Origin of the sequence: Micromonospora sp. NPDC050417 (assembly GCF_044458865.1) — a bacterium.
In the GTDB taxonomy this organism is placed as follows: Bacteria; Actinomycetota; Actinomycetes; order Mycobacteriales; family Micromonosporaceae; genus Micromonospora_G.
Genome location: NZ_JBITIH010000004.1, coordinates 146,767 through 169,589, shown reverse-complemented (window position 1 = coordinate 169,589; position 22,823 = coordinate 146,767). Strand labels below are relative to the sequence as shown.

The following is a 22,823-nucleotide window of genomic DNA, read 5'->3' as shown; positions in this document are numbered from 1 at the left end:
CGTTCGCGATGAGGTCGCCGCACGCTGCGGTGGTGTCGTTCGTCCGCTGTGGGAACGCGGCTCGGATTGCGCCACATCCGGTCCGCTCGACTCAGGCCCACGAGCACATGTCGCCGACGGTGACCCGGCCCGGCCGCTCGACCGTGGCGAGAACGCCGAAGGTCAGTTCGTGGTACTCGGCGAGGATCTTGAGCAGGTCGTTCCGCTCGCCCGCGTGATCCTGTGCCATGTCGATCATCACACACCGGGTGAGCGGCCTGACCGCTCGCAGAACCAGCTCCGGGCCGACCCGCAGCCGGTGTCCCGGCCAGTTGTCCTCGGCGAAGCCCGTGCCGGGCACATCGATCAGGAGGTTGGCCCGGAACCGCAGCGGATCGACGCCCGTACCTTCGGGCTCGCCGCCACAGAGCTCGGTCAGACGGCGCAGCCCGGCGGTGGTGATGAGGCTGACCGGCCCTTCGTCGTGGTGAGGGACAGCGTCCTCCGGGGCAAGCGTCACCGTCCGGCCGAGCACCTCACTGACCGCCCGGTGCCCGTCTGGATCGTCGGCCGCGAAACGTCGACCGTCGTGCAGTTCGATGATCGGAGCCGGCGTCGCCGCGTACGCCTGGAGCCCGAACAGGCCCGGCATCCGCCGGAACCGGCGGGTGTTCTTCCCGCTGCCGAGCTTGCCGTCCGGGTCGCGTACCGCCCACAGTCGATCGCCGCCGAGGCCGCGCTCGCCCACCTCGGCGGCCGGCAGCATCTCGCCCAACATCGACTTGATCGGATAACGACGGACCTCGGCCACCTGCACGGATCGAGAGTAGGAGATCCGGGAATCCGGCACCGTGCCGCACCCACCGTGACCACCAGGGTCGGCCCGGCACCCGTGGCCCGCACCTCGTGACCGAACGACACGTCGTCCGCTCGATGCTCGGCTACGGCCCGCTGGCTGCGGCGGGTGACCAAGGATACGGTCGAACACTTCCTCGACCCCGTCCTGCGTGGGCTGTGACCCTGCTGTCCGGGGTCGCTCTAGTCTCTTTGGGGGCGCGGGCGGGGCCGCGCGGTTGAGTTCCGGGACGTGGCGGCAGCCGCGGTGGGCAATAAAGGAGTACGGGTGGCGGATCACGGGCAAGGCTTGCGGGAACTGCTGGAGCAGCGGATTCTCGTTCTCGACGGTGCCTGGGGCACGATGCTCCAGGGCGCGGGGCTGACGGCGGCCGACTACCGTGGCGAACGGTTCCGTGATCACGGGCACGACCTGACCGGCGACCCGGACCTGCTGAACCTGACCCGGCCCGACCTCATCCTTGACGTGCACCGGCAGTATCTGGCGGCGGGCGCCGACATCACCACCACCAACACGTTCACCGCGACCAGCATCGGACAGGCCGACTACGGCCTGGAGGCCGAGGTACGCGAGATGAACCTCGCCGCCGCCCGGCTCGCCCGTCAGGCCGCCGACGAGGCCGGTGGGCGCTTTGTCGCCGGCTCGGTCGGCCCGCTGAACGTCACCCTCTCGCTCTCCGCCCGAGTCGATGACCCGGCGCACCGGTCGGTGACGTTCGACCAGGTCAAGGCCGCGTACGCGGAGCAGTTGCTGGCCCTGGCCGACGGCGGCGTGGACCTCTTCCTGATCGAGACGATCTTCGACACGCTCAACGCGAAGGCGGCGCTCGCGGCGGCCCGTGAGGTGGCACCCCAGGTGCCGATCTGGCTCTCGGTCACGATCGTCGACTTGAGTGGCCGTACCCTCTCCGGGCAGACGGTAGAGGCGTTCTGGTCCTCGGTCGAGTACGCGAAACCGCTGGTCGTCGGGGTGAACTGTTCGCTCGGTGCGCAGGAGATGCGCCCACACGTCGCCGAGCTGGCCCGGCTGGCGGAGCAGACGTACGTCAGCAGCCACCCGAACGCGGGGCTGCCGAACGCGTTCGGTGGTTACGACGAACTGCCGCACGACACGTCCCGGCAGTTGCGCGAGTTCGCTGAGGCGGGGCTGCTGAACATCGCCGGTGGTTGCTGTGGCACCACGCCGGCGCACATCGCGCAGATCGCCGCCGAGGTCGCCGGGGTGGCGCCGCGTCCGGTGCCGGAACGCCGGCCGAGGACCCGGTTCAGTGGGCTGGAGCCGTTCGAGATCGGTGCCGACACCGGTTTCGTGATGATCGGTGAGCGCACCAACGTCACCGGTTCGGCGCGGTTCCGGCGGCTGATCGAGGCGAAGGACTACCAGGGCGCGGTGGACGTCGCGCTGGAGCAGGTCCGGGGTGGGGCGAACCTGCTCGACGTGAACATGGACGCCGATCTGCTCGACGGCGAGCAGGCGATGATCACGTTCCTCAACCTGATCGCGACGGAGCCGGAGGTCGCCCGGATCCCGATCATGATCGACAGCTCGCGCTGGAGCGTGCTGAAGGCGGGACTCGCCTGCGTGCAGGGCAAGGGCGTGGTGAACTCGATCAGCCTGAAGGAGGGCGAGGAGTCCTTCCTGGCCCAGGCCCGGCACGTACGCACCGCCGGTGCGGGCGTGGTCGTGATGGCCTTCGACGAGCAGGGGCAGGCCGACACCACGCAGCGGAAGGTGGAGATCTGCGGTCGGGCGTACGACCTGCTCACCCGGGAGGCGGGCTTCGCCCCCGAGGACATCATCTTCGACCCGAACGTGCTCGCCGTCGCCACCGGGATCGAGGAGCACAACGGGTACGCGAAGGCGTTCATCGACGCGTTGCCGCTGATCCACGAGCGCTGCCCCGGTGTGCGTACCAGCGGCGGCATCTCCAACCTGTCGTTCGCCTTCCGGGGCAACGACGTGGTCCGCGAGGCGATGCACTCGGCGTTCCTCTTCCACGCGATCCGAGCCGGCCTGGACATGGGCATCGTCAACGCGGGTCAGCTCGTCGTCTACGAGAACATTCCGGCCGACCTGCTCGAACTCGTCGAGGACGTGATCTTCGACCGGCGGGCGGACGCCACCGACCGGCTGGTGGCGTTCGCGGGCACGGTCACCGGGGCGGCGACGAAGCGCGAGCGCGACCTCTCCTGGCGGGAGGCGCCGGTGCACCAGCGGCTCGGCCACGCGCTCGTACACGGCATCGTCGACTTCATCGAGGAGGACACCGAGGAGGCGCGGCTGCAGGCCGACCGGCCGCTCGACGTTATCCAGGGGCCACTGATGGACGGCATGAAGATCGTCGGTGACCTCTTCGGCGCCGGCAAGATGTTCCTGCCGCAGGTGGTGAAGAGCGCGCGGGCGATGAAGCGGTCGGTCGCCTACCTGGAGCCGTTCATGGAGGAGGAGAAGGAACAGGCGCTGCGGGAGGGGCGTACCGACGGCGGCCGGGTGCAGGGCAAGGTCGTACTCGCCACGGTCAAGGGCGACGTGCACGACATCGGCAAGAACATCGTCGGCGTGGTGCTCGGTTGCAACAACTACGAGGTGATCGACCTCGGGGTGATGGTGCCGGCGGCGAAGATCCTGGACACCGCCGTCGCCGAGGGGGCGAACGCGATCGGGCTCTCCGGCCTGATCACCCCCTCCCTGGACGAGATGATCAATGTGGCCCGGGAGATGGAGCGGCGCGGGCTCAAGCTGCCGCTGCTGATCGGTGGCGCGACCACGTCGAAGCAGCACACGGCGGTGCGGATCGCCCCCGCGTACGCCCAGCCGACCGTGCACGTGCTCGACGCGTCCCGGGTGGTGGGCGTCGTCTCCGACCTGCTCGACCCGGTACTGGCCGAGGAGTTCGACCAGCGAAACCGGCTGGAGCAGGAGCGACTGCGGGAGCAGCACGCGGCGAAGGAACAGCGGACCCTGCTCCCGTTGGGTGTGGCGCGGTCCCGGGCCGAGCGGCTCGCCTTCGACGACCTGCCGACGCCCGCCTTCACCGGCACCCGGGTCGTCAACCCCGACCTGAACGTGCTGCGCGGGTACATCGACTGGCAGTTCTACTTCTCGGCATGGGAGCTGAAGGGCAAGTTCCCCGGCATTCTCGACCAGCCGGCCGCTCGGGAACTCTACGACGAGGCGAACACGCTGCTCGACGAGATCATCGCGGGCGGGCTGTTCCAGGCGCGCGGGGTGTACGGATTCTGGCCAGCGCGGCGCGACGGCGACGACGTGGTGGTCAGCGACGGACCCCGCTTCCCGATGCTGCGCCAGCAGGCCGCGTGGGGCGACAACCGGCCGAACCGGTGCCTCGCCGACTATGTCGCCGCCGAGGGCGACCACCTCGGCGCCTTCGCCGTCTCGATCCACGGGGCCGAGGAACTGGCCGCCCGCTACGAGACCGAGCAGGACGACTACCGGGCCATCTCGGTGAAGGCCCTGGCTGACCGGCTCGCCGAGGCGTGCGCCGAGTACGTCCACCTCGAAGCGCGTCGCGCCTGGTACGAGCCGGACGCCGAACCGCTGCTGGAGGACCTGCACGCGGAGCGGTTCCGGGGCATCCGCCCGGCCTTCGGTTACCCGGCCAGCCCCGACCACTCGGAGAAGTCGAAGCTCTTCGACCTGCTCGACGCCGAGTCACTCGGCATGGCGCTCACCGAGTCGTACGCGATGACCCCGCCGGCCAGCGTCAGTGGCCTGCTCTTCTCCCACCCCGGGTCGCGCTACTTCGCGGTTGGTCGGATCGGCCGGGACCAGGTCGAGGACTATGCCGCCCGCAAGGGTGTCGAGACGTCCGAGATCGAGCGCTGGCTCCGCCCCAACCTCGGCTACGAGCCGACGGAGTGATCCGGTCGACCGTGCCGGCTCAGGCGGTTCGCCTGGGTCGGCACGGTCACCGCGGCGGGCAGCACGGCACAGTGACGGCATCGGGCCTCGTACGTGTAGGTGCCGTCGTCGGGCAGGGCGGTGGAGGGCGGCAGCACCCGGATCATCGGCTCGCCGTGTTCGAGAACCTGGGTGTAGACGGCGGTGAAGTCGCGGCAGATGTCGCAGACCGCGCGCCGGTAGGTGACCGTCGCGGGGCCGAGTTCGAGCAGGGCGCGTACCGGCGCGAACATCTCGCCCCGGTGGTCGAGGTCGATGCCGGCCGCGACCACCCGGGTGCCGCGCTGGAGCAGTACCCGTACCACCGCCATGTCGTCGGCGGTGAACATGTGCACCTCGTCGATGCCGACCACGTCCACCTCCTCGTCGAGGGCGGCGGCGAGGCTGGTGGTCTTCACCGTGGCGAGGGCGGCGCCGCTGCGGGAGACGACGCCGATGTCGCGTACGTGCCGGGCGCTCTGGTAGACCCGGTGCCGGACGTTCGTGTACTGCAACGGCGAGAGCAGGCTGACCAGTTCGAGCGACTTTCCGCTCTTCATCGGCCCGAGGATGACGGTGAGATCCACGGCGCACACCGTAGCGCCCGGGTCCGACCGTCGAAGAAAGGGCCAAATGTGCCCGGATAACCGACGTGATCGTGGGTAGTCCCGCTCAGACGGGGGGAGTTTGTCCATGGCGACGGTCCGGGAGACGACGTACGACCTGCTCCGGCGCCTCGGCATGACCACTGTCTTCGGCAACCCCGGCTCGACCGAGGAGCCTTTCCTCGGCCACTTCCCGTCTGACTTCAGCTACGTGCTCGCCCTCCAGGAGGCGTCCGCGGTGGCAATGGCCGACGGGTACGCCCAGGCGACCGGCGAGCCCGCGCACGTCAACCTGCACACCGCCCCCGGCACCGGTAACGCCATGGGCAACCTCATCACCGCCTGGCACAACAAGACCCCGCTCATCGTGACCGCCGGTCAGCAGGCGCGGGAGATGCTGCTGATCGAGCCCCGACTGACCAACGTACGTCCGGCGGAACTGGCGCAGCCGTACGTCAAGTGGAGCTACGAGCCGGTCCGCGCCCAGGACATCCCGGCGGCGCTGATGCGCGCGTACCACACGGCGGTGCAGCCGCCGGCCGGTCCGGTCTTCCTCTCGTTACCGCTGGACGACTGGCACCAGCCGGCCGAACCGGTGCCGCAACTGCGTCGGGTCAGCCGCCGGTTCGCCGCCGATCCACAGCGGTTGGCGGACTTCGCCGAGCTGCTCGCGGCGAGCGCGAACCCGGTGCTGGTCTTCGGTGGCGGGGTCGACCGCAGCGGTGGCTGGCCGGCGGCGGTGGCGCTGGCCGAGCGGACCCGGGCCCCGGTCTGGTCCGCGCCCGCGCCGGAACGGGCCGGCTTCCCGGAGGACCATCCGCAGTTCCAGGGCATCCTGCCGTTCGCGATCGGCCCGCTCGGGGAACGCCTGCGCGGGCACGACACGGTGCTGGTGATCGGGGCGCCGATCTTCCGTTACTACCCGCATGTGCCCGGCGATTATCTGCCGCCCGGCACCCAACTGCTGCACATCACCGACGATCCGGCCGAGGCCGCCCGCGCCCCGGTGGGGGAGAGCCTGCTCGGCGACCCCGGTCTGGCCTGTGCGGCGTTGGCCGCGCTCGTCCCGGTCGCGGACCGTCCGCCGCCGCCGCCCCGGCCGGCGCCACCGGAGCCGGAGGTCGGCGACCCGCCCGCCCCGGCGGCGCTTTTCGACCTGCTCGCCCGGCACTGGCCGGCGGACGGGATCCTGGTGGCCGAGTCCCCGTCGAATCTGACCGTCCTGCGCCGCTACCTGCCGATCAACCGGCCCGGCTCGTACTTCACCACGGCCAGTGGTGGCCTCGGCTTCGGGCTGCCCGCCGCGGTCGGTATCGCCCTCGCCCAGCGGGCCACCGGCCGGAGCCGGCCGGTGATCGCGGTGATCGGGGACGGTTCGTTGCAGTATTCGGTGCAGGCCCTCTGGACCGCCGCCCAGCATCGGTTGCCGGTGGTCTTCGTGGTTCCGGTCAACCGCCAGTACGGCATCCTCAAGGCGTTCGCCGAGTTCAAGGAGACCGCCGGGGTGCCCGGACTGGACCTGCCCGACCTCGACATTCCCGCCGTCGCCGCCGGTTTCGGCGCGCATGCGCCCCGGCTGACGACCCTGGACGGCTTTGTCGAGGCGTTCCGGGCGGCGCTCGCTGCGGACGGGCCGACCGTGCTGGCGGTGCCGATCACCGCCGAGGTGCCGCCGATTCTCTGAGCCCCGGTTCTGCCCCGATTCTTCGGGGGCCGGTTCCGCCCCTGCCGTGGAGCGCCGACAGCGATTACACTACTAATCCGATCGGGATTGAGGAATACCGAGAGGAGAACGTCGTGACCGCCGAGATCGTGGTGCTGGTCGGCAATCCGCGCCCCGGATCACGCAGCCGAGCCCTTGCCGAGGCCGCCACCGAGGCGCTGGTCGCCGGAGTCGGCCGCACGGCCGTCCCGCCACACGGCGTACAGGTGCTGGAACTCGCCACCCTCGTCGGGGTCACCTTCGGCCCCGAGCCGGCCGTCGCCGCCGCCGCGGTGGACGACCCGTTCGAGCTGGTCCGCTCGGCCCGACTGCTCGTCGTCGCCACCCCCACCTACAAGGGCAGCTACACCGGACTGTTGAAGATCTTCCTGGACCAGTTCGGCCACCGTGGGCTGGCCGGTGTCGTCGCCGTACCGGTCACGGTCGCGGCCTCCGACGCCCACCTGCGCGCGGTGACCGACGCGCTCACCGACGTACTGGTCGAACTCGGCGCCGAACTGCCCGCCGAACCGCTCGCCCTGCGGGAAGCGGCACTCGCCGCGAGCGAACAACCGGTCCTGGAGTGGGCCGACCGGCAGGCGGGACCGGTCGCCGAGGCCCTCGGGCGGCTCCCGGTCCGCGCGTAACCCGGGCGACCGGCAGCGCCCCGGGTTAGCGTGGGGCTTGCTTCCGGCCCGAGCCGGTGGCCGCACCCGAACCGGGGCCGGACCGGAACCGGCCGACGACCGCGCCGAAGGACAACCGTCATGGACGACATCACCGCACTCATCCTGGACGACCACCACGCCTTCCGGCGCGGCTTCGCACGCCTCGACGACGCCCGGGACGATGCCGAGATCCGGGCGGTCTGGGAGGCGCTGGCGCTGCACCTGGACATCCACGCCGAGGCGGAGGAGGCGATCCTCTACCCGTACCTGGTCCGGCACGGTGACGACGGTGCGGCGGAGACCGACGACGCCATCGGCGACCACAACCACATCCGGGACGCCATCGCCGAGGCGAAGCAGCACGTACTCGGCTCCGGCGAGTGGTGGGCGGCGGTCTGGCGGGCGCGGAAGGAGAACAGCGAGCACCTGGCCGAGGAGGAGGACGGGGCGCTGGCCGACTTCCGGCGAAACGCCGGCGTCGAACTGCGGGCCGAACTCGGTTCCCGCTGGCTCACCTTCTACGGCCAGCACCCGAACGGCAAGGGCCTCATGTTCCGGGACAAGGACCCCCAGCAGTACATCCAGGCACATCGCTGACGTCAGACCCCTATTCCCGCCAGCGAGGTGACCACCGTCCCGTCGGAGATCAACCGCAGCCCTGACGGTGGGCAGCGCGGCGAGCTAGCGTGTTCCAGGTGACGGAGATATCCCAGTTGCCGCCCAATCCGCCGGCCGACCTGCCCCGCACGCTCGGAGAGCTGCGCGCCGCAGGTCACCGCTACCGCACCGTGAAACAGGAACTCCGGAACAACCTGCTCGCCCGGATGCGGGCGGGCGAGGAGCGGTTCCCCGGCATCGTGGGCTACCAGGACACCGTGCTGCCCGAGGTGGAGCGGGCCCTGCTCGCCGGGCACGACCTGGTCCTGCTCGGCGAGCGTGGGCAGGGCAAGACCCGACTGATCCGAGGGCTCGCCCAACTGCTCGACGAGTGGACCCCGGTGCTGCCCGGCTCGGTCCTCAACGAGCACCCGCTGCACCCGCTGACCCCGGCCACCCGTCGGCTCGTCGCCGAGACCGGTGACGAGCTGCCGATCGCCTGGCTGCACCGCTCGATGCGGTACGGCGAGAAGCTCGCCACCCCGGACACCAGCGTCGGCGACCTGATCGGCGACGTCGACCCGATCCGGATCGCCGAGGGACGCACCCTCGGTGACCCGGAGACGATCCACTTCGGGCTGGTTCCCCGTACCAACCGGGGCATCTTCGCCGTCAACGAACTCCCCGACCTCGCCGAACGGATCCAGGTCGCGCTCCTCAACGTGCTGGAGGAGCGGGACATCCAGGTCCGTGGCTACCAGCTCCGGCTACCCCTGGACCTGCTCCTGGTGGCAAGCGCCAACCCGGAGGACTACACCAACCGGGGCCGGATCATCACCCCGCTCAAGGACCGGTTCGGCGCCGAGGTCCGCACCCACTACCCGCTCGACCTGGAGTTGGAGCTGGACCTGATCCGGCAGGAGGCGGAACTCGTCGCCGCCGTACCGGAACACGTGCTGGAGGTGCTGGCCCGGTTCGCCCGTGCGGTCCGCGAGTCGCCGTCGGTCGACCCCCGCTCGGGGGTCTCGGCCCGGTTCGCCATCGCCGCCGCCGAAACCGTGGCCGCCGCCGCACTGCGCCGGGGCAGCCTGCTCGGCGAGGATGCTGAGGGCTCAGGTGCGCCGGTCGCCCGGGTCGGTGACGCGGTCTCCGTCACCAGCACCCTGCGGGGCAAGGTCGAGTTCGAGAGCGGCGAGGAAGGGCGCGAGGTCGAGATCCTCGGCCACCTGCTGCGTACCGCCACCGCGGAGACGTTCCGGGACCGGCTCGCCGGACTCGACCTCTCCGGTTTCATCAACCTGGTCGCCGAGGGCACCGTGATCGAGACCGGTGAGCTGGTCGGCACCGCGGACCTGCTGCGCCAGGTCGGCACCGTACCGGGGCTGGCGAAGGCGCTGGACCGGCTCGGGCTCGGTGACGCGCCCACCCCGGGCGAGGCCGCCGCCGGCATCGAGTTCGTGCTCGAAGGGCTGCACCTGACCCGTCGGCTGGCCAAGGACGTGACCGAGGACGGCCGGACCCGCTACGGCGGGCGCAACCCGGAGGGCGGCCGGTCGGCCGGTGGGCGGGGCTAACCGATGACCCGCGCTGACCTGCCCGGCGGAAACCGGTTCCGGTACGGCTCCTGGCGGGGCGGTCCGGACCCGCTCGCCCCGCCGTACGACGTGCGTGCCGCGGTCGACTCCGTCGGTGCCGAGGTGTTGGCCGGGGGGAGCCTCCGGGACGCGCTGCGTGCCCTGCTGCGCCGTGGACCGGAGGGTCGCGCCGGCCTCGACGACCTGCTCGCCCGGGCCCGGCGGCTGCGTCGGGAGGCGATGCGTCGCGGCAACCTCGACGGTGCGGTCACCCGTGCGCAGGCCCTGCTCGACCAGGCCCTCGCCGCCGAACGCGACGAACTGCGGGGCCGGGACGACGACGCCGCCCGGTTCGCCGAGGCGGTGCTCGACAACCTGCCCCACTCCACCGCCCGCGCCGTCGAGGAGCTGAACGGCTACGAGTGGGCCAGCGACGAGGCCCGTCAGGCGTACCAGCAGATCCTCGACGGGCTTCGCCGGGACGTGCTCGAACAGCGGTTCGCCGGGATGCGCGACGCGCTCCGCTCGTCGGCCGCCGACCCGGCCGCCCGCCAGCAACTCGGCGAGATGATGCACGACCTGAACGACCTGCTCGCGCGACACGGTCGGGGTGAGGACACCACCGACGCGTTCGCCGAGTTCATGCGCCGGCACGGCGAGTTCTTCCCGGAGCAGCCCGGGTCGACCGACGAACTGGTGGACGTACTCGCCCGGCGGGCCGCCGCCGGGGAACGGCTGATGCGTTCGCTCTCCGACAGTCAGCGGTCCGAACTGGCCCAGCTGATGGAGTCGGCGCTCGGCCCGGACCTGGCCCGGGAGATGTCCGCGCTCGACAACAACCTGCGTGGACTCCGCCCGGACCTCGCCTGGGACCGGCGGGAGCGGGTGCGGGGAGAGCAGCCCCTCGACTACGGGCAGGCGACCGGGGCACTCGCCGAGCTGGCCGAGTGGGACGACCTGTTGGACCAGCTCGGGCAGGAGCATCCGGGGGCGACCCTGGACGAGGTGGACGTGGAGGCGGTCCGGCGCAACCTGGGGCGGGACGCCGCCGACGACGTACGCCGCCTGCGTGACCTGGAGCGGGAGCTGCGCCGGCAGGGCTGGGTGACGCGGGACGCCGAGGGCCTGACGCTGAGCCCGAAGGCACTGCGCCGGCTCGGCGGCACGGCCCTGCGTCGAGTCTTCGCCGATCTCGGTTCCGGCAAACGCGGGGAGCATGACCTGCGCGCGGCCGGTGCGGCCGGCGAGGTCACCGGGGCCTCCCGGCCCTGGGAGTACGGCGACGAGCAGCCGCTCGACGTCGTGCGCACGGTCGCCCGCGCGGTACGCCGTGGTGGCGGCGGGGTGCCGGTCGCGCTGGCGGTCGAGGACTTCGAGGTGGTGGAGACGGAGCGGCGGGCGTCTGCGGCGGTCGCACTCTGTGTTGACCTCTCCTATTCGATGATCTCGGAGGGGCGGTGGGGTCCGATGAAGCAGACCGCGCTGGCCCTCTCGCACCTGGTGGCGACCCGGTTCCCGCAGGACGCGTTGCAGATCGTCGGGTTCGGCCGGGAGGCGGCGACGCTCTCCCAGGAGGAGCTGGCGGCGGTCGAGCCGGACATGGTGCAGGGGACCAACCTCCAGCACGCGTTGCGGCTGGCCGGGCGGCACCTGCGCCGGCACGCGGGCAGCGAGCCGGTGGTGCTGGTGGTGACCGATGGGGAGCCGACGGCGCACCTGGATCCGGACGACGGCGAGGCGGTGTTCCACTGGCCGCCGTTGCGGGAGACGATCGAGGCCACCGTGGTCGAGGTCGACGCCCTGACCCGGTACGGCGCCACGATGAACCTGTTCATGCTCGGCGAGGATCCGGGCCTGCGCCGGTTCGTCGACGCGGTGGCGAAGCGCTCGGGTGGGCGGGTCTTCACCCCGTCGACCGAGGATCTGGGTCAGTACGTGGTCGCCGACTACCTGCGGGTCCGTCGGGGTCGTCGGCGTTGACGTACGTCCCCGGGGCGGCGAGGTGAGCCGGCCCGGGGCACTTCCCAACCTGCCCCGGTGCCCCGCCCAGCGGTCGTAAGCTCGGGGAATGGAGACGGCCGAGCTGCGTCGGGCGTACGAGGACCTGTTGCGTGAGGTCACGCTGGGCGGGTTCGGCTCGCCGGACGGTGACGGGCTGAGCGCGGAGCAGGTGCTCGCCCACCTGGTGGCGAACGACGAGTTACTCGCCGACGCCACCGAGGCGGTGCTCGTCGGTTCGCCGTACGCCTACTACGAACTGGACACCATTCACCGCCCGCAGCTCGACGACCTGGTCGCCCGGTACGGCGGGCTGGACGGTCTGACCGACCGGTTGCGTGCCACCAGTGACCAGCTCTGCGCGCTGACCGAGCAGGTGGGTGACCGGGTGGACACGCTGGTCCAGACCCGGTTGCGGGAGGCGCCCCGGCTCGACATCGACGAGGCCCTGCCCTGGGGGCGGGTGCTCGACATCCATGGCCGGGTGCACCTGCCCGCGCACGCCGACGACCTCTGCCTGCTGCGCGACCCCGCCCTTGGCTGACCGGCGGCTCCGGTGTTCCGGAATCGGGTGGCTCAGCGGGCGTCGGTGACCACGTGCGAGCAGGCGGGGCAGGCGGCCGGTCCCTGCTCGGCGTACCACCGGCAGGTCCGCCGGATGGCGCAGCGTGGCAGCGCGGCCTCGTCCGGCACCCCGGTTTCCTGGTACGAGGCGACCAACCTTTCGCCGAGGCCACAGTGGTCGCCGGTCCAGAAGCCGCAGGACGAGGTGACGCAGGGCCCGGCGAGGCGGTAGCGGGACTCGGTCGCTTCGGTCGGGTCGGGGAGTCCGGCCAGGGCCACCTCGGCGGCGAGCGGTGGGGTGACGTACGCGACCCGGCCCGCCGGAGTGATCATGCCCAGGAACACCGTGGCGTTCGCCTTCGGCGTGCTCGGGCACATCCGCTCCGACGGGTCCGTCCGTACGGGAGCGTCGGTCACCGTTGGATCCAGAAGCCGATGTCGTTGATCTTGTGGCCGAGTTCCTCGGCGAGCGGGCCGTCCAGCACCCAGAGGCCGTACCACTCGGGGCGGAGCTTGATGTTCCCGTGGCCGACGGTCAGCGGGTTGGAGAGTCGGGCCGATACGTTGTGCAGCGCGTTCAGCCCGGCTTTCTGGATCTCACCGGCGATGCGCGCTTTCTGTGCCTCGTCCAGTTCGACTCCGTCGACGACGAATCGGAATTCGCTACGTGCCATTCCTGCCTCCTGTGGCTAGTACGACTCGGTGTCCAGTCCGAGTCGCAGGCTTGTTCTGGTGAATGCCGCCCAACCGGCCCGGGAGACGATGTCGGCCCCCTGGCCGGCCCGGCGCAACGCGCGGTTTGCCGCGCCGTGCCAGTCGGTGTCGGCGGCGGCCCGGTAGCCCCACAGTTCGCGGCAGGCCGAGGCGATGAAGGCGTGTTGGTCGGGGGAGCCGGTGTAGCCGGTGGCGGCGCCCGAGACGTGGACGGCTCCACCGACCGGTTCGACGCGACCGAAGTGGTGGTGCAGGCTGGCCAGGGTGGCCCAGTAGGTCCGATCCGCGCGCCCGGCCACGAACCCGTCGTGTGCCTGGTCGTGCCGGCGGTAGCGGATCGCGGTGAGGGCGAACACCGCGCCGGTGGCGTCGGTCCGCCCGGTCACCTCGACCGGCTCGTGCCAGTTCGACGGCGAGTTGGCCGACCAGAACGCCAGCCAGGCACCGAGCCGGTCGTGCAGGTCCACCTGGAACGGCAGTGCGGTCAGGCCGCCGCCGGGCGACCGGATGACGGCGGCGGCGATGCGGTCCCGGGTGACGAGGCTGGTGGCACCGGCGGTCTCGGTGGCGCTGACGGTGGCCGGGGTGGCGAATGCCGGGGTCGTGCCCGAGACGGTGACCGCCGAGGCGGCTGCTGCGGTGACGAGGATTCCCCGGCGGGAAAGTCCAATGGGTGTGTCGCTCATGGCTCCTCTTCCCGCTGCGACGACCTTTGCGGAGAGCCTAGTCAGCAAATGATGGTGATCAATGCAATGTACTGTCGTAATCGCGACGCGAGTCGATCAGATAAGCGGTGGTGTTCATGGTGGTGGCGCGAGGTCGACGTGGTGTCGGCCGACCGGTGGGGGCGGAGGCAGGTGCTGTTGGCTCCGACTGGTGTCCCGGCACCTGATGGGAGCGTTCCCACGTTCCGGGAAGTCCACTCCGGGGCAGGTCGACGGCGTTACGTTCCAGTCAACTGATGGGAGTAAATATGCTGCGACGTCAATCGTTTGGCCGAATCTGCGCGGCCGGCGCCATCGCCGTACTCATGCCCCTCACCCTCACCGGCGCACCCGCCGTCGCCCGCGACAACGCCCGGACCGGGACGTCACCGGTGGCCGCACCGGTCAGGATCCAGGCGGCGGCGGTGCCGCTCGACCGGCTCAGCGTCAGCACCACCCAGGTCGCCTCCGGGCTCCAACGGCCGACCGCGATCTTCGCGCCGGACGACGGCAGCGGCCGGTTGCTGATCACCGAGAAGCCGGGGACCGTTCGGGTCTACCACCCGAGCACCGGCCTCGACCCGGCGCCGCTGCTGGACATCACCGACCGCGTCTCGGTCTCGGGCAACGAACGTGGCCTGCTCGGCATCGTCACCTCACCCGGCTTCACCGCCAGCCGGGCGCTCTACGTCGCCTACACCAGCCTGCCCGACGGGGCACTCACCCTCTCCCGGTTCACCCTCGACACCCCCGGGCAGCACCCGGTGCCGGCAGCCCGGGAACAGATCCTGCTCACCCAGCCCCACATCGAGTTCGGCAACCACAACGGCGGGCAACTCGCCTTCGGCCCGGACGGCTACCTCTACTGGAGCCTCGGTGACGGCGGCGGCGCGGACGACGTACTCAACAGCGGACAGAACCTGAACACCCTGCTCGGCAAGATCCTGCGGCTGGACGTCGGCCGGGCCTGCACACCGCTGGCGTACTGCGTGCCGACCGGTAACCCGTTCGTCGGGGTGGCCAACGCCCGACCGGAAATCTGGGCGTACGGGCTGCGCAACCCGTGGCGCTTCTCGTTCGACCCGAACGACGGCTCGCTCTGGATCGCCGACGTCGGCCAGGGCACCTTCGAGGAGGTCAACCACCTGCCCGCCGGGCGAGCCGGGGCGAACCTCGGCTGGTCCTGCCGGGAGGGCACCCAGGTCTTCAACCAGGCCCGCTGCCCGGCCGGGGCGACGTTCGTCGAACCGGTCTTCACCTACCGGACCTCGGTCGACGGCTGCGCCATCATCGGCGGGCACGTCTACCGGGGCCAGCAGTACGCCGACATCGCCGCCGGCACCTACCTCGCCACCGACTACTGCTCCGGTACGGGCTTCGCGATCCGGCCGGGCAGCGGTGGGGCGTACGCCAGCCGAGCGCTCGGCGAGCTGACCATCCAGCCGACCACGCTCGGGCTCGACGCGGCCGGTGAGATCTACCTCGCCAACGACCTCCCCGGCCAACTGCACCGGGTCTCGTTCGCCGCACTGCCTCCGCCGCTCGCCTGCGCGGTCACCTATCGGGTCGACGCCCAGTGGGGGACCGGCTTCACCGCCACCCTGACCCTGACCAACACCGGCACTCAGCCGGTCAACGGCTGGACGGTGAGCTGGGCCTTTGCCGGAAACCAGCGGGCCGGCACATTCTGGAACGCAAGCGGCAGCCAGCAGGGCGGCACCGTCACCGCCCGCAACGCCAACTGGAACGGCGCCGTCGCCCCGGGCGCCTCGGTGAGCTTCGGCTTCCTGGCCAGCGGCAGCGGTCCCAACCCGCCACCGACCGCCTTCACCCTCAACGGGTCGCCCTGCGCCTGACCCCATTTTTTCGGGATCGTCAGATGCTCAGCCGCTCCTTCTTCGGCGTGTCAGGTGGCTGAGCATCTGACGATCATGAGAGGTGCGATCGGGATAGCCTGCGCAGGTGTTGACGGACGAAGATCGCGAATCGCTCGTACGGGTGACCGCTCTCCTGCTCCGGGTGACCAATCTCCGTGCCGCTCTCCCGTCGGCCCGGATCAGCGACGACCGCCACGGCGGAAACCACGGCTTGGGGATCATCTGCTGGGACGGTGTCCCGGGCAGGGTGTGGGTATGGCAGGTGGTGCGCGAGGACGTCGACCGGCCCGCTGTGCTGGAGCAGATCCGCGCCCGGATGGTGGATGTCCGCCTCGATCCGCGAGCGGCGGGTCGTACGGTCGAGTTAGGACCGCGTGATCTGATGACACCCGCGATCGAGCAGGGAGCGTTCCTGTTCAGCCCCGACGCGCTGGTGACCGTCCGATCGGACCAGGACGGGGTGGAGCTGTATCGGATCGACCGGTTCGACGATTTGCTTCCCGAGGCCCTGATCGACACATCCACCGCGGCGGTGCGCGTCGCGACTCTGGCGGCGATCGACGCGGAACGTCTTCTCGACTCGTTGATCCGTTCACCCGCAGCCGGGTAGGTGCCCGTCAGTCGACCTGGGCCGGGTGGCGGAAGGTGCGGCGGTAGGCGGTCGGCGAGACGCCGATGTGCTGGTGCAGTTGCTGGCGCAGGGCGGCGGCCGTACCGAACCCGGACTGCTGGGCCACCTGGTCCACCGGCAGGTCGGTGGTCTCCAGGAGTTGTCGGGCGTGGTCGGTGCGCTGTTGGAGCAGCCAGCGGGCCGGGCTGAGGCCGGTCTCGGCACGGAACCGCCGGGTGAAGGTCCGTACGCTCATGCTGGCGTGACCGGCGAGCTGGCGCAGGGTCAGCGGCTCGTGCAGGTGTTGCTGGGCCCACTGTCGGGTGGTGGCGGTGCTCGCGTCGGAGACCCGGGGAACGGGGCGTTCGATGTACTGCGCCTGGCCGCCGTCGCGCCACGGCGGCACCACGCACCGGCGGGCGGAGCGGTTCGCCACCGCGCTGCCGTGGTCGGTTCGGATGACGTGCAGGCAGAGGTCGATCCCGGCGGCGACCCCGGCGGAGGTGAGCAGATTGCCGTCGTCGACGAAGAGGACCTCCGGGGAGAGCCGGACGTCCGGGTGCCGGCGCCGGAACTGCTCCGCGTACGCCCAGTGGGTGGTCGCTGGCCGCCCGTCGAGCAGCCCGGCTGCGGCGAGGACGAAGGCTCCGGTGCAGATCGACATGATCCGGACGCCCCGCGCGTACGCCGTGTTGAGGGCGCGGTGGACTTCTGGTTCGAGCACCCCTTCGTCCAGTGCCGGGCCGGCGTGTACCCCGGGCACGATGATGGTGTCCGCCTGCTCCAGCAGCTCCAGCCCGTGGTCGGGCACCATCTGGAAGCCAGCGGTGCTGCGTACCGGCAGGCCGCCCGGGGTGCAGGCGTCGACCCGGTAGAACTGGTGCCCGTCGCTGTCCCGGGCGGTGCCGAAGATCTGTGACGGGGTGCCCAGGTCGAGGCCGACGACATGGTCGAGGGCGAGTACGGCGATCCGGTGCTGACGCGACGACATGGCCCGATTCTTGCGCATGATGGCTCTCCGGCCACTCGTCCGGCCGGTGGAGGTGACCGAGACTTCGATCGTGAAGTCATCCCGCCTCTTCCATCCCGCCTGGGCGGTCGCCGCCGTCGCCTTCGTCGCCCTGGTCGGCGCCGCGGGCTTCCGCGCCACCCCGTCGGTCCTGCTCCACCCGTTGCACGAGGAGTTCGGCTGGCCGTTGGCGACGATCTCCACCGCGGTCTCGGTCAACCTGATCCTGTACGGGCTCACCGCGCCGTTCGCCGCCGCGCTGATGGAGCGATTCGGTATCCGCCGGGTGGTCGTCGCCGCCCTGCTGCTGGTCTCCGCCGGCAGCGGGCTGACCGTCTTCATGACCGCGAGTTGGCAACTCCTCGCCACCTGGGGCGTACTGGTCGGGCTCGGCACCGGCTCGATGGCGCTCGCGTTCGTGGCGACCGTGACCGGCCGCTGGTTCGTCAAGCGTCGAGGGCTGGTGACCGGTGTGCTCACCGCCGGGGGCGCGGCCGGACAACTGGTCTTCCTGCCGGTGCTCGCCAACCTGGTGCAGGCGTACGACTGGAAGGTGGCCGCGTTGGTCGTGGCCGGGGCGGCGCTGCTCGTCGTACCGCTGGTGGTGATCTTCCTGCGCGAGCATCCCGCGGACCTCGGGATGCCGGCGTACGGCGGGACCGAGGTGATCCGGCCACAGCCGGTGACCGGTGGACCGAACGCGGCGGCGCGGGCACTGTCCGGTCTCCGGATGGCGGCGCGTACGCGGCCGTTCTGGCTGCTCGCCGGAGGGTTCGCGATCTGCGGTGCGACCACGAACGGGCTGGTCGGCACGCATTTCATCCCGGCCGCGCACGATCACGGGGTGGCCGAGACGACGGCGGCGGGACTGCTCGCCCTGGTCGGCCTCTTCGACATCGTCGGCACGATCGCCTCGGGGTGGCTGACCGACCGGGTGGACAGTCGGTTGCTGCTCGGCGCCTACTACGCGCTGCGCGGGCTGTCGCTGCTGGTGCTGCCGAGTCTTTTCGCCGACGTCACCGGTCCGACGATGCTGGTGTTCATCGTCTTCTACGGGCTCGACTGGGTCGCCACGGTGCCGCCGACGGCCGTCCTCTGCCGGGAGTACTTCGGCGACCGGGGTCCTGTGGTCTTCGGTTGGGTGTTCGCCTCGCACCAGATCGGGGCGGCGGTGGCCGCCGCCGGTGCCGGCCTGATCCGCGACCGGCTCGGCGAGTACAACCTCGCCTGGTACATCGCCGGTGGCCTGGCGATCGGCGCGGCGGCGTTCTCGTTGATGTTGAGGCGGCGTGAGCCCGAGCCGGTGCCGGTGGTCGAGCCGGAGCCGGTGGTCACCGCGGCCCCTCGTGCGTGGCGATTGCGCCCCAGCGACGGATAGGGGCGGGCGGCCGGGCGGGGTCAGCCAGGTTGGTCCGTCCAACGCTGGTTGCTACCGCCCTGGCAGCCCCACTGTTGGAGCCCGGTCTCCGGGGCGTTGAGCGTCTGGGTCGGTACGTCCAGGCACCTGCCGCTGTTGAGGTTGACCAGCGAGATCTGCCCGCCGTCGGCGGTGACCAGCCGCCAGCGCTGTTCCACGCTGCCGTCGCAGAGCGCCGGGCCGATCCGGGCGCCGTCGTCGCGGCTCGCGCCGGTCACCTCCAGACACCCGCCGGTGCCGACGTTCACCAGGGTGACCTGGTCGCCGACGACGGGCGTCGGTCGCCACCGTTGGTTCGGCTCGTCGGCGCAGACCACCTGCCGTACCTCGGCCCCGCTCGGGTCGTTTCCGGCGGTCATGGCGAGGCAGAACGACGACGCGACGGAGTGGAACGTCCGGGCCGGGATCTCGGCCGGCGTGGGGCTCGGTGGTGGTGCCGGATCGGTGCTGCCGGCGGCGCCACCGCCGGGGCTGGCCGCTGGGGGGTTACCCGAGTCGACCGGGACGGGCAGGTGCGCCGCCTGGTCGACTCCGGTGCCGGCGCCGCTGTCGGGGCCGCTGCCGCGTAGGGCGCCGGTGGCGAAGAGCAGGCCGGCGAGGAGACCGGCGGCGCCGATGGCGTACGCGCCCGTCATCAGCCGGTCTCGGCCGGGTCGTGGTGGCGGGCCGCCGCCGTACACGGTGCCGCCGGACGAGCCGGGCGCGGCACCGCCGGACGAACCGTAGACGTTTCCGCCCGGTGTCCGGCGTTGCTCGTCCGAGGTTGCCATCTAGCGATGATGACCTAGTCGACGGCGCCGTGACCATCCGGCCCGCCCGTCCGACCAGCTATTTCTGGTACGGGCGAGGGTGGGTTCCTCGGAGTACTTCGTCCCGTGACACGGCGCGTGGGAAGTAGTGGCCGCCGGCCACGGCGGTGTCCGAGCTTCCGGTGATGACGGGCTGCCATGACTAGCTCGATCTTGAGTGAACGGCAAGTCCGCGCCCTCTATCGGATCACGCATAGTTACGAGATAATTACAATATGTGGAGCATACCGTCGGACCGGAAGCTGTTCCTACAGGTCAGCGGCCCGATAGCAAAGAGCGGACGAGCCGACGCCGAGGCTGCGACCGCCCTCCTCCGTGAGCTGCTCACCGAGACCGGCGTAACGGTCACCCGGACCGAAACCACCCCGACCCCGGAGTCCGACCCGATCCCGGAGTCCGACCCGACCGCGCCGGTCACCTCCCACCGGGAGTCCGACCCGAAGTCGGCGCAGGAGCAGCACGTCCGCAAGGGCGGTGAGAGCATCTCCCTCGCCGAACTCGCCATCACCGGTGCCTTCTCCGCCAGCACCCTCGCCGCACTCACCCAGATCGTGATCGCCTTCGTCCGGCGGGGCGCCGCCCGTCGGATCGTGCTGCGCGACGGGACCCGGACGCTGACGATCGTCGACCCGTCGGACCGTACCGAGCAGGCGGTCGCCCGCTGGCTCGCCGGACCCGACCCCGACCAGCAGGCCGACGCACGCACCCTTCCCGACCAGTCGGCCGGTACGGTCACCGTCCCCGACCGGATCGCCGTACCGGAGCCGACCGTGGCGGAAGCGGGCGGTGCCCCGGAGACGGCCACCGGACCACGCACGGCCCGCGCCCGACGGGGTGTCGGCTCCGGTGTCGACTAGGCCATCGGCTGGCCGGTACGCCCTGCTGGTCGCGACCGGCGAGTACGCCGACCCCTCCCTCGACCGGCTGCGCGCACCGCAGCAGGACGTACGGCGGCTCGCTGCCGTACTCGCCGACCCGGCGATCGGCAACTTCACCGTCCGTACGCTGAGCGACGCCCCGGAACGTGAGGTACGCGCCGCGATCGAGGACCTGCTCACCGACCGCAGCGACAACGACCTGGTCCTGCTCTACTTCTCCTGCCACGGGATCGTCGACCCGTACCACCGGCTCTACTTCGCCGCCACCGACACCGTCCGGGCCCGCCCGGCGAGCACCGCCATCTCCCGCTCGTTCGTCAACGAGCAGTTCGAGGCGTGCCGGGCCGCGGCCAAGGTGCTGATCCTCGACTGCTGCTTCGCCGGCGCGTTCGCCGAGGGGTTCAAGAGCGCACCGCAGGGCGCGCTCGACTGCCAGGTCGGCCGGGGGTACGTCGTCCTCAGTGCCTGCGACAGCTACGAGTACGCGTTCGAGTCCGGCGAACTGGTCGCCTCGGCACCCCGGGGTTCGATCTTCACGGACGTACTGATCGACGGGCTGGTCACCGGCGACGCCGACCTCGACGGCGACGGCCTGGTCGGCGTCGACGAACTCTTTCGCTACGTGCACGACGGGGTCGTACGTCGTCGGCCCGAACAGCAGCCGAAGTACAGCGCCTACAACGCCGAGCCACACATCTACCTCGCCACCGTGCCGCTGGTCGCCGCCGTGCCGGACCCGGCCCCCGTCACCGGCCCGTCCAAGGTCGGCGGCCCTCCGGCCATCACCTCCTACAACCAGCACCAGGCGATCGTGGCGCGGGGCTTCCGCGTCGGTGCGGAACTGGTCCGACGCACCTACGGGCCGTTCGGGCGGCGGATGCTGGTCGAGGACGAGCGCGGTGGGCTGCACGAGGTGGCGGACGCCAGCGGCATCGTCCGGTTGCTGGCCGGCGGGGACACCCGCGACGGTCTCGGCACCGGTTATCTGCGCGAACTCGTGGACGGGATCCGGCACCGGGTCGGCGACGGTGCCACCACCGGCGTGGTCCTGGCCCAGTCGATGCTGGACTCCGCCTCCGCCGCGCTGCGGAACGGGGCGAACCCGGTGGCGCTGCGGCGCGGGATCTCCGCCGCCGTGGCGGACGTGGCGATCGAACTCGCCGGTTTCGCGGTCCCTGTACGCACCCGGGCGGAGTTGCGTGCGCTCACCACCATCGCCGCCGGCGACGAACTCGTCGGCGACCTGGTCGCGGAGGCGGTCGACCGGGTCGGCCGGGACGGGGTGATCCGGGTCGAGGCAAGCAATCTGTTCGGCCTCGAACTCGAACTGACCGAGGGGATGAGTCTGCGGGCGGGACACGTGTCGCCGGCCTTCGTGACCGACGAGGAGGAGGGGGAGGCGGTGCTCGACGAGCCGTACCTCCTCCTGGTCGACGAGCGGATCTCCGGGGAGGAGGAACTGCTGCCGTTGCTGGCGGCGGTGCAACGGGAGGGGCGCCCGCTGGCGGTCTTCGCCCACGAGATCCGGGACACCGCGCTCGGGGCGCTGGTCCTGGAGAAGGCCCGGCGGCTGCTCAGCCCCGTCGCGGTGGCCCTGCCCTGGCCGGCTGGGCAACGTACCGAGGCGTTGGCGGATCTCGCCGCGCTGACCGGCGCGACCGTTGTCGGGGGCGGCTCCGGGCCGCGCCTCGCGGAAGCCACGCCGGACGTGCTGGGCCGGGCTCGGCGGGTGGTCACCACCCGCAGCGAGGCAGTCGTGCTGGCCGGTCCCGACACCCCGGCACCGATCGTCCGCCGCTTCCGTCCGCAACGGGACGAGTCGGGGCCGGAAGACGCCACGGGAACGGTGTCGGCGGAGCGGATGTCCCGGGTGGTCGGCGGGGTCGCCGTGATCAAGGTGGGTGAGGTGACGGTGGAGCAGCGCCGGGTACGTCGCCGCCAGATCGACCACGCGGTCCGCAACGCGAAGACGGCGGCAGAATGGGGGCTGGTCGCGGGCGGCGGTGCGGCGCTGCTCGGCGTACACCGCCGGCTCGCCGGTCGCTCCACCGTTCCGGTGCCCCGGCAGCGCGGCGACGACGAGGCGCTCGGCTACGCGCTGGTGGTCGACGCGCTCCCGGCGCCCTTCGAGGAACTGCTGCGCAGCGCCGGCCGCGACCCGACCGGGGTGCCCGAGGACCTCGCGTACCGGGGTCCTGGCGTCACTTTCGACGTGGTCGGCGGGCGTTACGTGGTGGCCCGCGACGCCGGCATCATCGACGCGGCGGCCACCGTACGCGAAGCGGTGACCGCGGCGGCGGGGATCGTCACCCGGTATCTCATGCTCGGCTGAGCACCGGCGGGGACGCATCCCCGGTCAGGG

General features: G+C 71.4%; 19 protein-coding genes. 12 read left to right on the top strand and 7 right to left on the bottom strand.

Translation table 11 applies throughout. The features are described 5' to 3' along the window. Nucleotides 1–91: 91 nt before the first annotated feature. A complete protein-coding gene (locus ACIBF5_RS07665) occupies nt 92–796 on the bottom strand; it encodes an MOSC domain-containing protein (RefSeq protein ID WP_396809160.1) in 705 nt (234 codons plus the stop codon). A 339-nt stretch (nt 797–1,135) separates the two neighbouring features. Between ACIBF5_RS07665 and metH the strand changes: the two genes are divergently transcribed. After that, nucleotides 1,136–4,717, top strand: a complete 3,582-nt coding sequence (gene metH / locus ACIBF5_RS07660) for a methionine synthase (RefSeq protein ID WP_396809414.1) — start codon at nt 1,136–1,138, stop codon at nt 4,715–4,717. Here the strand turns inward: metH and ACIBF5_RS07655 are convergent. Next, nucleotides 4,699–5,322 (bottom strand): thymidine kinase, encoded by a 624-nt coding sequence (locus tag ACIBF5_RS07655; protein ID WP_396809158.1) that lies wholly within the window; start codon nt 5,320–5,322, stop codon nt 4,699–4,701. The two genes, metH and ACIBF5_RS07655, sit on opposite strands and share 19 nt — an antisense overlap. Nucleotides 5,323–5,428: 106 nt before the next feature. Between ACIBF5_RS07655 and mdlC the strand changes: the two genes are divergently transcribed. The 6 genes from mdlC to ACIBF5_RS07625 all read left to right on the top strand — a co-directional run bounded on the left by mdlC (nt 5,429) and on the right by ACIBF5_RS07625 (nt 12,423). Continuing rightward, the gene (gene mdlC, locus ACIBF5_RS07650; protein ID WP_396809156.1) at nt 5,429–7,024 is read left to right on the top strand and encodes a benzoylformate decarboxylase; all 1,596 of its coding nucleotides are present in this window, start codon (nt 5,429–5,431) and stop codon (nt 7,022–7,024) included. A gap of 113 nt (nt 7,025–7,137) precedes the next feature. Next, nucleotides 7,138–7,689: an NAD(P)H-dependent oxidoreductase gene (locus ACIBF5_RS07645; RefSeq protein WP_396809154.1), complete on the top strand. Its 552-nt coding sequence runs from the start codon at nt 7,138–7,140 to the stop codon at nt 7,687–7,689. Nucleotides 7,690–7,809: 120 nt separating this feature from the next. Then, nucleotides 7,810–8,307 (top strand): hemerythrin domain-containing protein, encoded by a 498-nt coding sequence (locus ACIBF5_RS07640; RefSeq protein ID WP_396809152.1) that lies wholly within the window; start codon nt 7,810–7,812, stop codon nt 8,305–8,307. 98 nt (nt 8,308–8,405) lie between these two features. Further along, the gene (locus ACIBF5_RS07635) at nt 8,406–9,881 is read left to right on the top strand and encodes a magnesium chelatase (protein ID WP_396809150.1); all 1,476 of its coding nucleotides are present in this window, start codon (nt 8,406–8,408) and stop codon (nt 9,879–9,881) included. 3 nt (nt 9,882–9,884) lie between these two features. Beyond that, nucleotides 9,885–11,861, top strand: a complete 1,977-nt coding sequence (locus tag ACIBF5_RS07630; protein WP_396809148.1) for a VWA domain-containing protein — start codon at nt 9,885–9,887, stop codon at nt 11,859–11,861. Between the two features lie 88 nt (nt 11,862–11,949). Continuing rightward, on the top strand, nt 11,950–12,423 hold the full coding sequence (locus ACIBF5_RS07625) for a hypothetical protein (protein WP_396809146.1): 474 nt from the start codon (nt 11,950–11,952) through the stop codon (nt 12,421–12,423). 32 nt (nt 12,424–12,455) lie between these two features. Here the strand turns inward: ACIBF5_RS07625 and ACIBF5_RS07620 are convergent, their stop codons facing one another. From ACIBF5_RS07620 to ACIBF5_RS07610, 3 genes are read right to left on the bottom strand one after another with little or no spacing between them, the layout of a single operon-like run. Next, on the bottom strand, nt 12,456–12,860 hold the full coding sequence (locus tag ACIBF5_RS07620; protein WP_396809144.1) for a hypothetical protein: 405 nt from the start codon (nt 12,858–12,860) through the stop codon (nt 12,456–12,458). After that, nucleotides 12,857–13,117, bottom strand: a complete 261-nt coding sequence (locus ACIBF5_RS07615) for a hypothetical protein (protein ID WP_396809142.1) — start codon at nt 13,115–13,117, stop codon at nt 12,857–12,859. The genes ACIBF5_RS07620 and ACIBF5_RS07615 overlap by 4 nt, the downstream gene beginning before the upstream one ends. A gap of 15 nt (nt 13,118–13,132) precedes the next feature. Further along, nucleotides 13,133–13,843, bottom strand: a complete 711-nt coding sequence (locus tag ACIBF5_RS07610; protein ID WP_396809140.1) for a hypothetical protein — start codon at nt 13,841–13,843, stop codon at nt 13,133–13,135. Nucleotides 13,844–14,130: 287 nt separating this feature from the next. Here ACIBF5_RS07610 and ACIBF5_RS07605 point away from each other — a divergent pair, with 287 nt between their 5' ends. Beyond that, nucleotides 14,131–15,717: a PQQ-dependent sugar dehydrogenase gene (locus ACIBF5_RS07605; RefSeq protein WP_396809138.1), complete on the top strand. Its 1,587-nt coding sequence runs from the start codon at nt 14,131–14,133 to the stop codon at nt 15,715–15,717. A gap of 106 nt (nt 15,718–15,823) precedes the next feature. Next, nucleotides 15,824–16,348: a hypothetical protein gene (locus ACIBF5_RS07600; RefSeq protein WP_396809136.1), complete on the top strand. Its 525-nt coding sequence runs from the start codon at nt 15,824–15,826 to the stop codon at nt 16,346–16,348. 7 nt (nt 16,349–16,355) lie between these two features. Here ACIBF5_RS07600 and ACIBF5_RS07595 read toward each other — a convergent pair whose 3' ends face one another. Continuing rightward, a complete protein-coding gene (locus ACIBF5_RS07595; protein ID WP_396809134.1) occupies nt 16,356–17,357 on the bottom strand; it encodes a GlxA family transcriptional regulator in 1,002 nt (333 codons plus the stop codon). A 52-nt stretch (nt 17,358–17,409) separates the two neighbouring features. Between ACIBF5_RS07595 and ACIBF5_RS07590 the strand changes: the two genes are divergently transcribed. Next, on the top strand, nt 17,410–18,735 hold the full coding sequence (locus tag ACIBF5_RS07590) for an MFS transporter (RefSeq protein WP_396809132.1): 1,326 nt from the start codon (nt 17,410–17,412) through the stop codon (nt 18,733–18,735). Nucleotides 18,736–18,755: 20 nt separating this feature from the next. On the opposite strand, the gene ACIBF5_RS07585 is transcribed toward ACIBF5_RS07590, so the two are convergent. Beyond that, nucleotides 18,756–19,544, bottom strand: a complete 789-nt coding sequence (locus ACIBF5_RS07585; protein ID WP_396809130.1) for an RICIN domain-containing protein — start codon at nt 19,542–19,544, stop codon at nt 18,756–18,758. A gap of 254 nt (nt 19,545–19,798) precedes the next feature. On the opposite strand from ACIBF5_RS07585, the gene ACIBF5_RS07580 reads away from it, so the two are divergent. Both ACIBF5_RS07580 and ACIBF5_RS07575 read left to right on the top strand, forming a co-directional pair. After that, a complete protein-coding gene (locus tag ACIBF5_RS07580) occupies nt 19,799–20,440 on the top strand; it encodes a hypothetical protein (RefSeq protein ID WP_396809128.1) in 642 nt (213 codons plus the stop codon). Then, on the top strand, nt 20,430–22,793 hold the full coding sequence (locus ACIBF5_RS07575) for a TCP-1/cpn60 chaperonin family protein (protein WP_396809126.1): 2,364 nt from the start codon (nt 20,430–20,432) through the stop codon (nt 22,791–22,793). Before ACIBF5_RS07580 ends, ACIBF5_RS07575 begins: the two co-directional genes overlap by 11 nt. The last annotated feature ends 30 nt before the right edge of the window (nt 22,794–22,823 follow it).

Coding starts and splice junctions, on each gene's coding strand:
- mdlC (WP_396809156.1), top strand. CDS start 5,429: ATGGCGACGGTCCGGGAGACGACGTACGACCTGCTCCGGCGCCTCGGC.
- ACIBF5_RS07640 (WP_396809152.1), top strand. CDS start 7,810: ATGGACGACATCACCGCACTCATCCTGGACGACCACCACGCCTTCCGG.
- ACIBF5_RS07630 (WP_396809148.1), top strand. CDS start 9,885: ATGACCCGCGCTGACCTGCCCGGCGGAAACCGGTTCCGGTACGGCTCC.
- ACIBF5_RS07625 (WP_396809146.1), top strand. CDS start 11,950: ATGGAGACGGCCGAGCTGCGTCGGGCGTACGAGGACCTGTTGCGTGAG.
- ACIBF5_RS07615 (WP_396809142.1), bottom strand. CDS start 13,117: ATGGCACGTAGCGAATTCCGATTCGTCGTCGACGGAGTCGAACTGGAC.
- ACIBF5_RS07610 (WP_396809140.1), bottom strand. CDS start 13,843: ATGAGCGACACACCCATTGGACTTTCCCGCCGGGGAATCCTCGTCACC.
- ACIBF5_RS07605 (WP_396809138.1), top strand. CDS start 14,131: ATGCTGCGACGTCAATCGTTTGGCCGAATCTGCGCGGCCGGCGCCATC.
- ACIBF5_RS07595 (WP_396809134.1), bottom strand. CDS start 17,357: ATGCGCAAGAATCGGGCCATGTCGTCGCGTCAGCACCGGATCGCCGTA.
- ACIBF5_RS07585 (WP_396809130.1), bottom strand. CDS start 19,544: ATGGCAACCTCGGACGAGCAACGCCGGACACCGGGCGGAAACGTCTAC.
- ACIBF5_RS07580 (WP_396809128.1), top strand. CDS start 19,799: ATGTGGAGCATACCGTCGGACCGGAAGCTGTTCCTACAGGTCAGCGGC.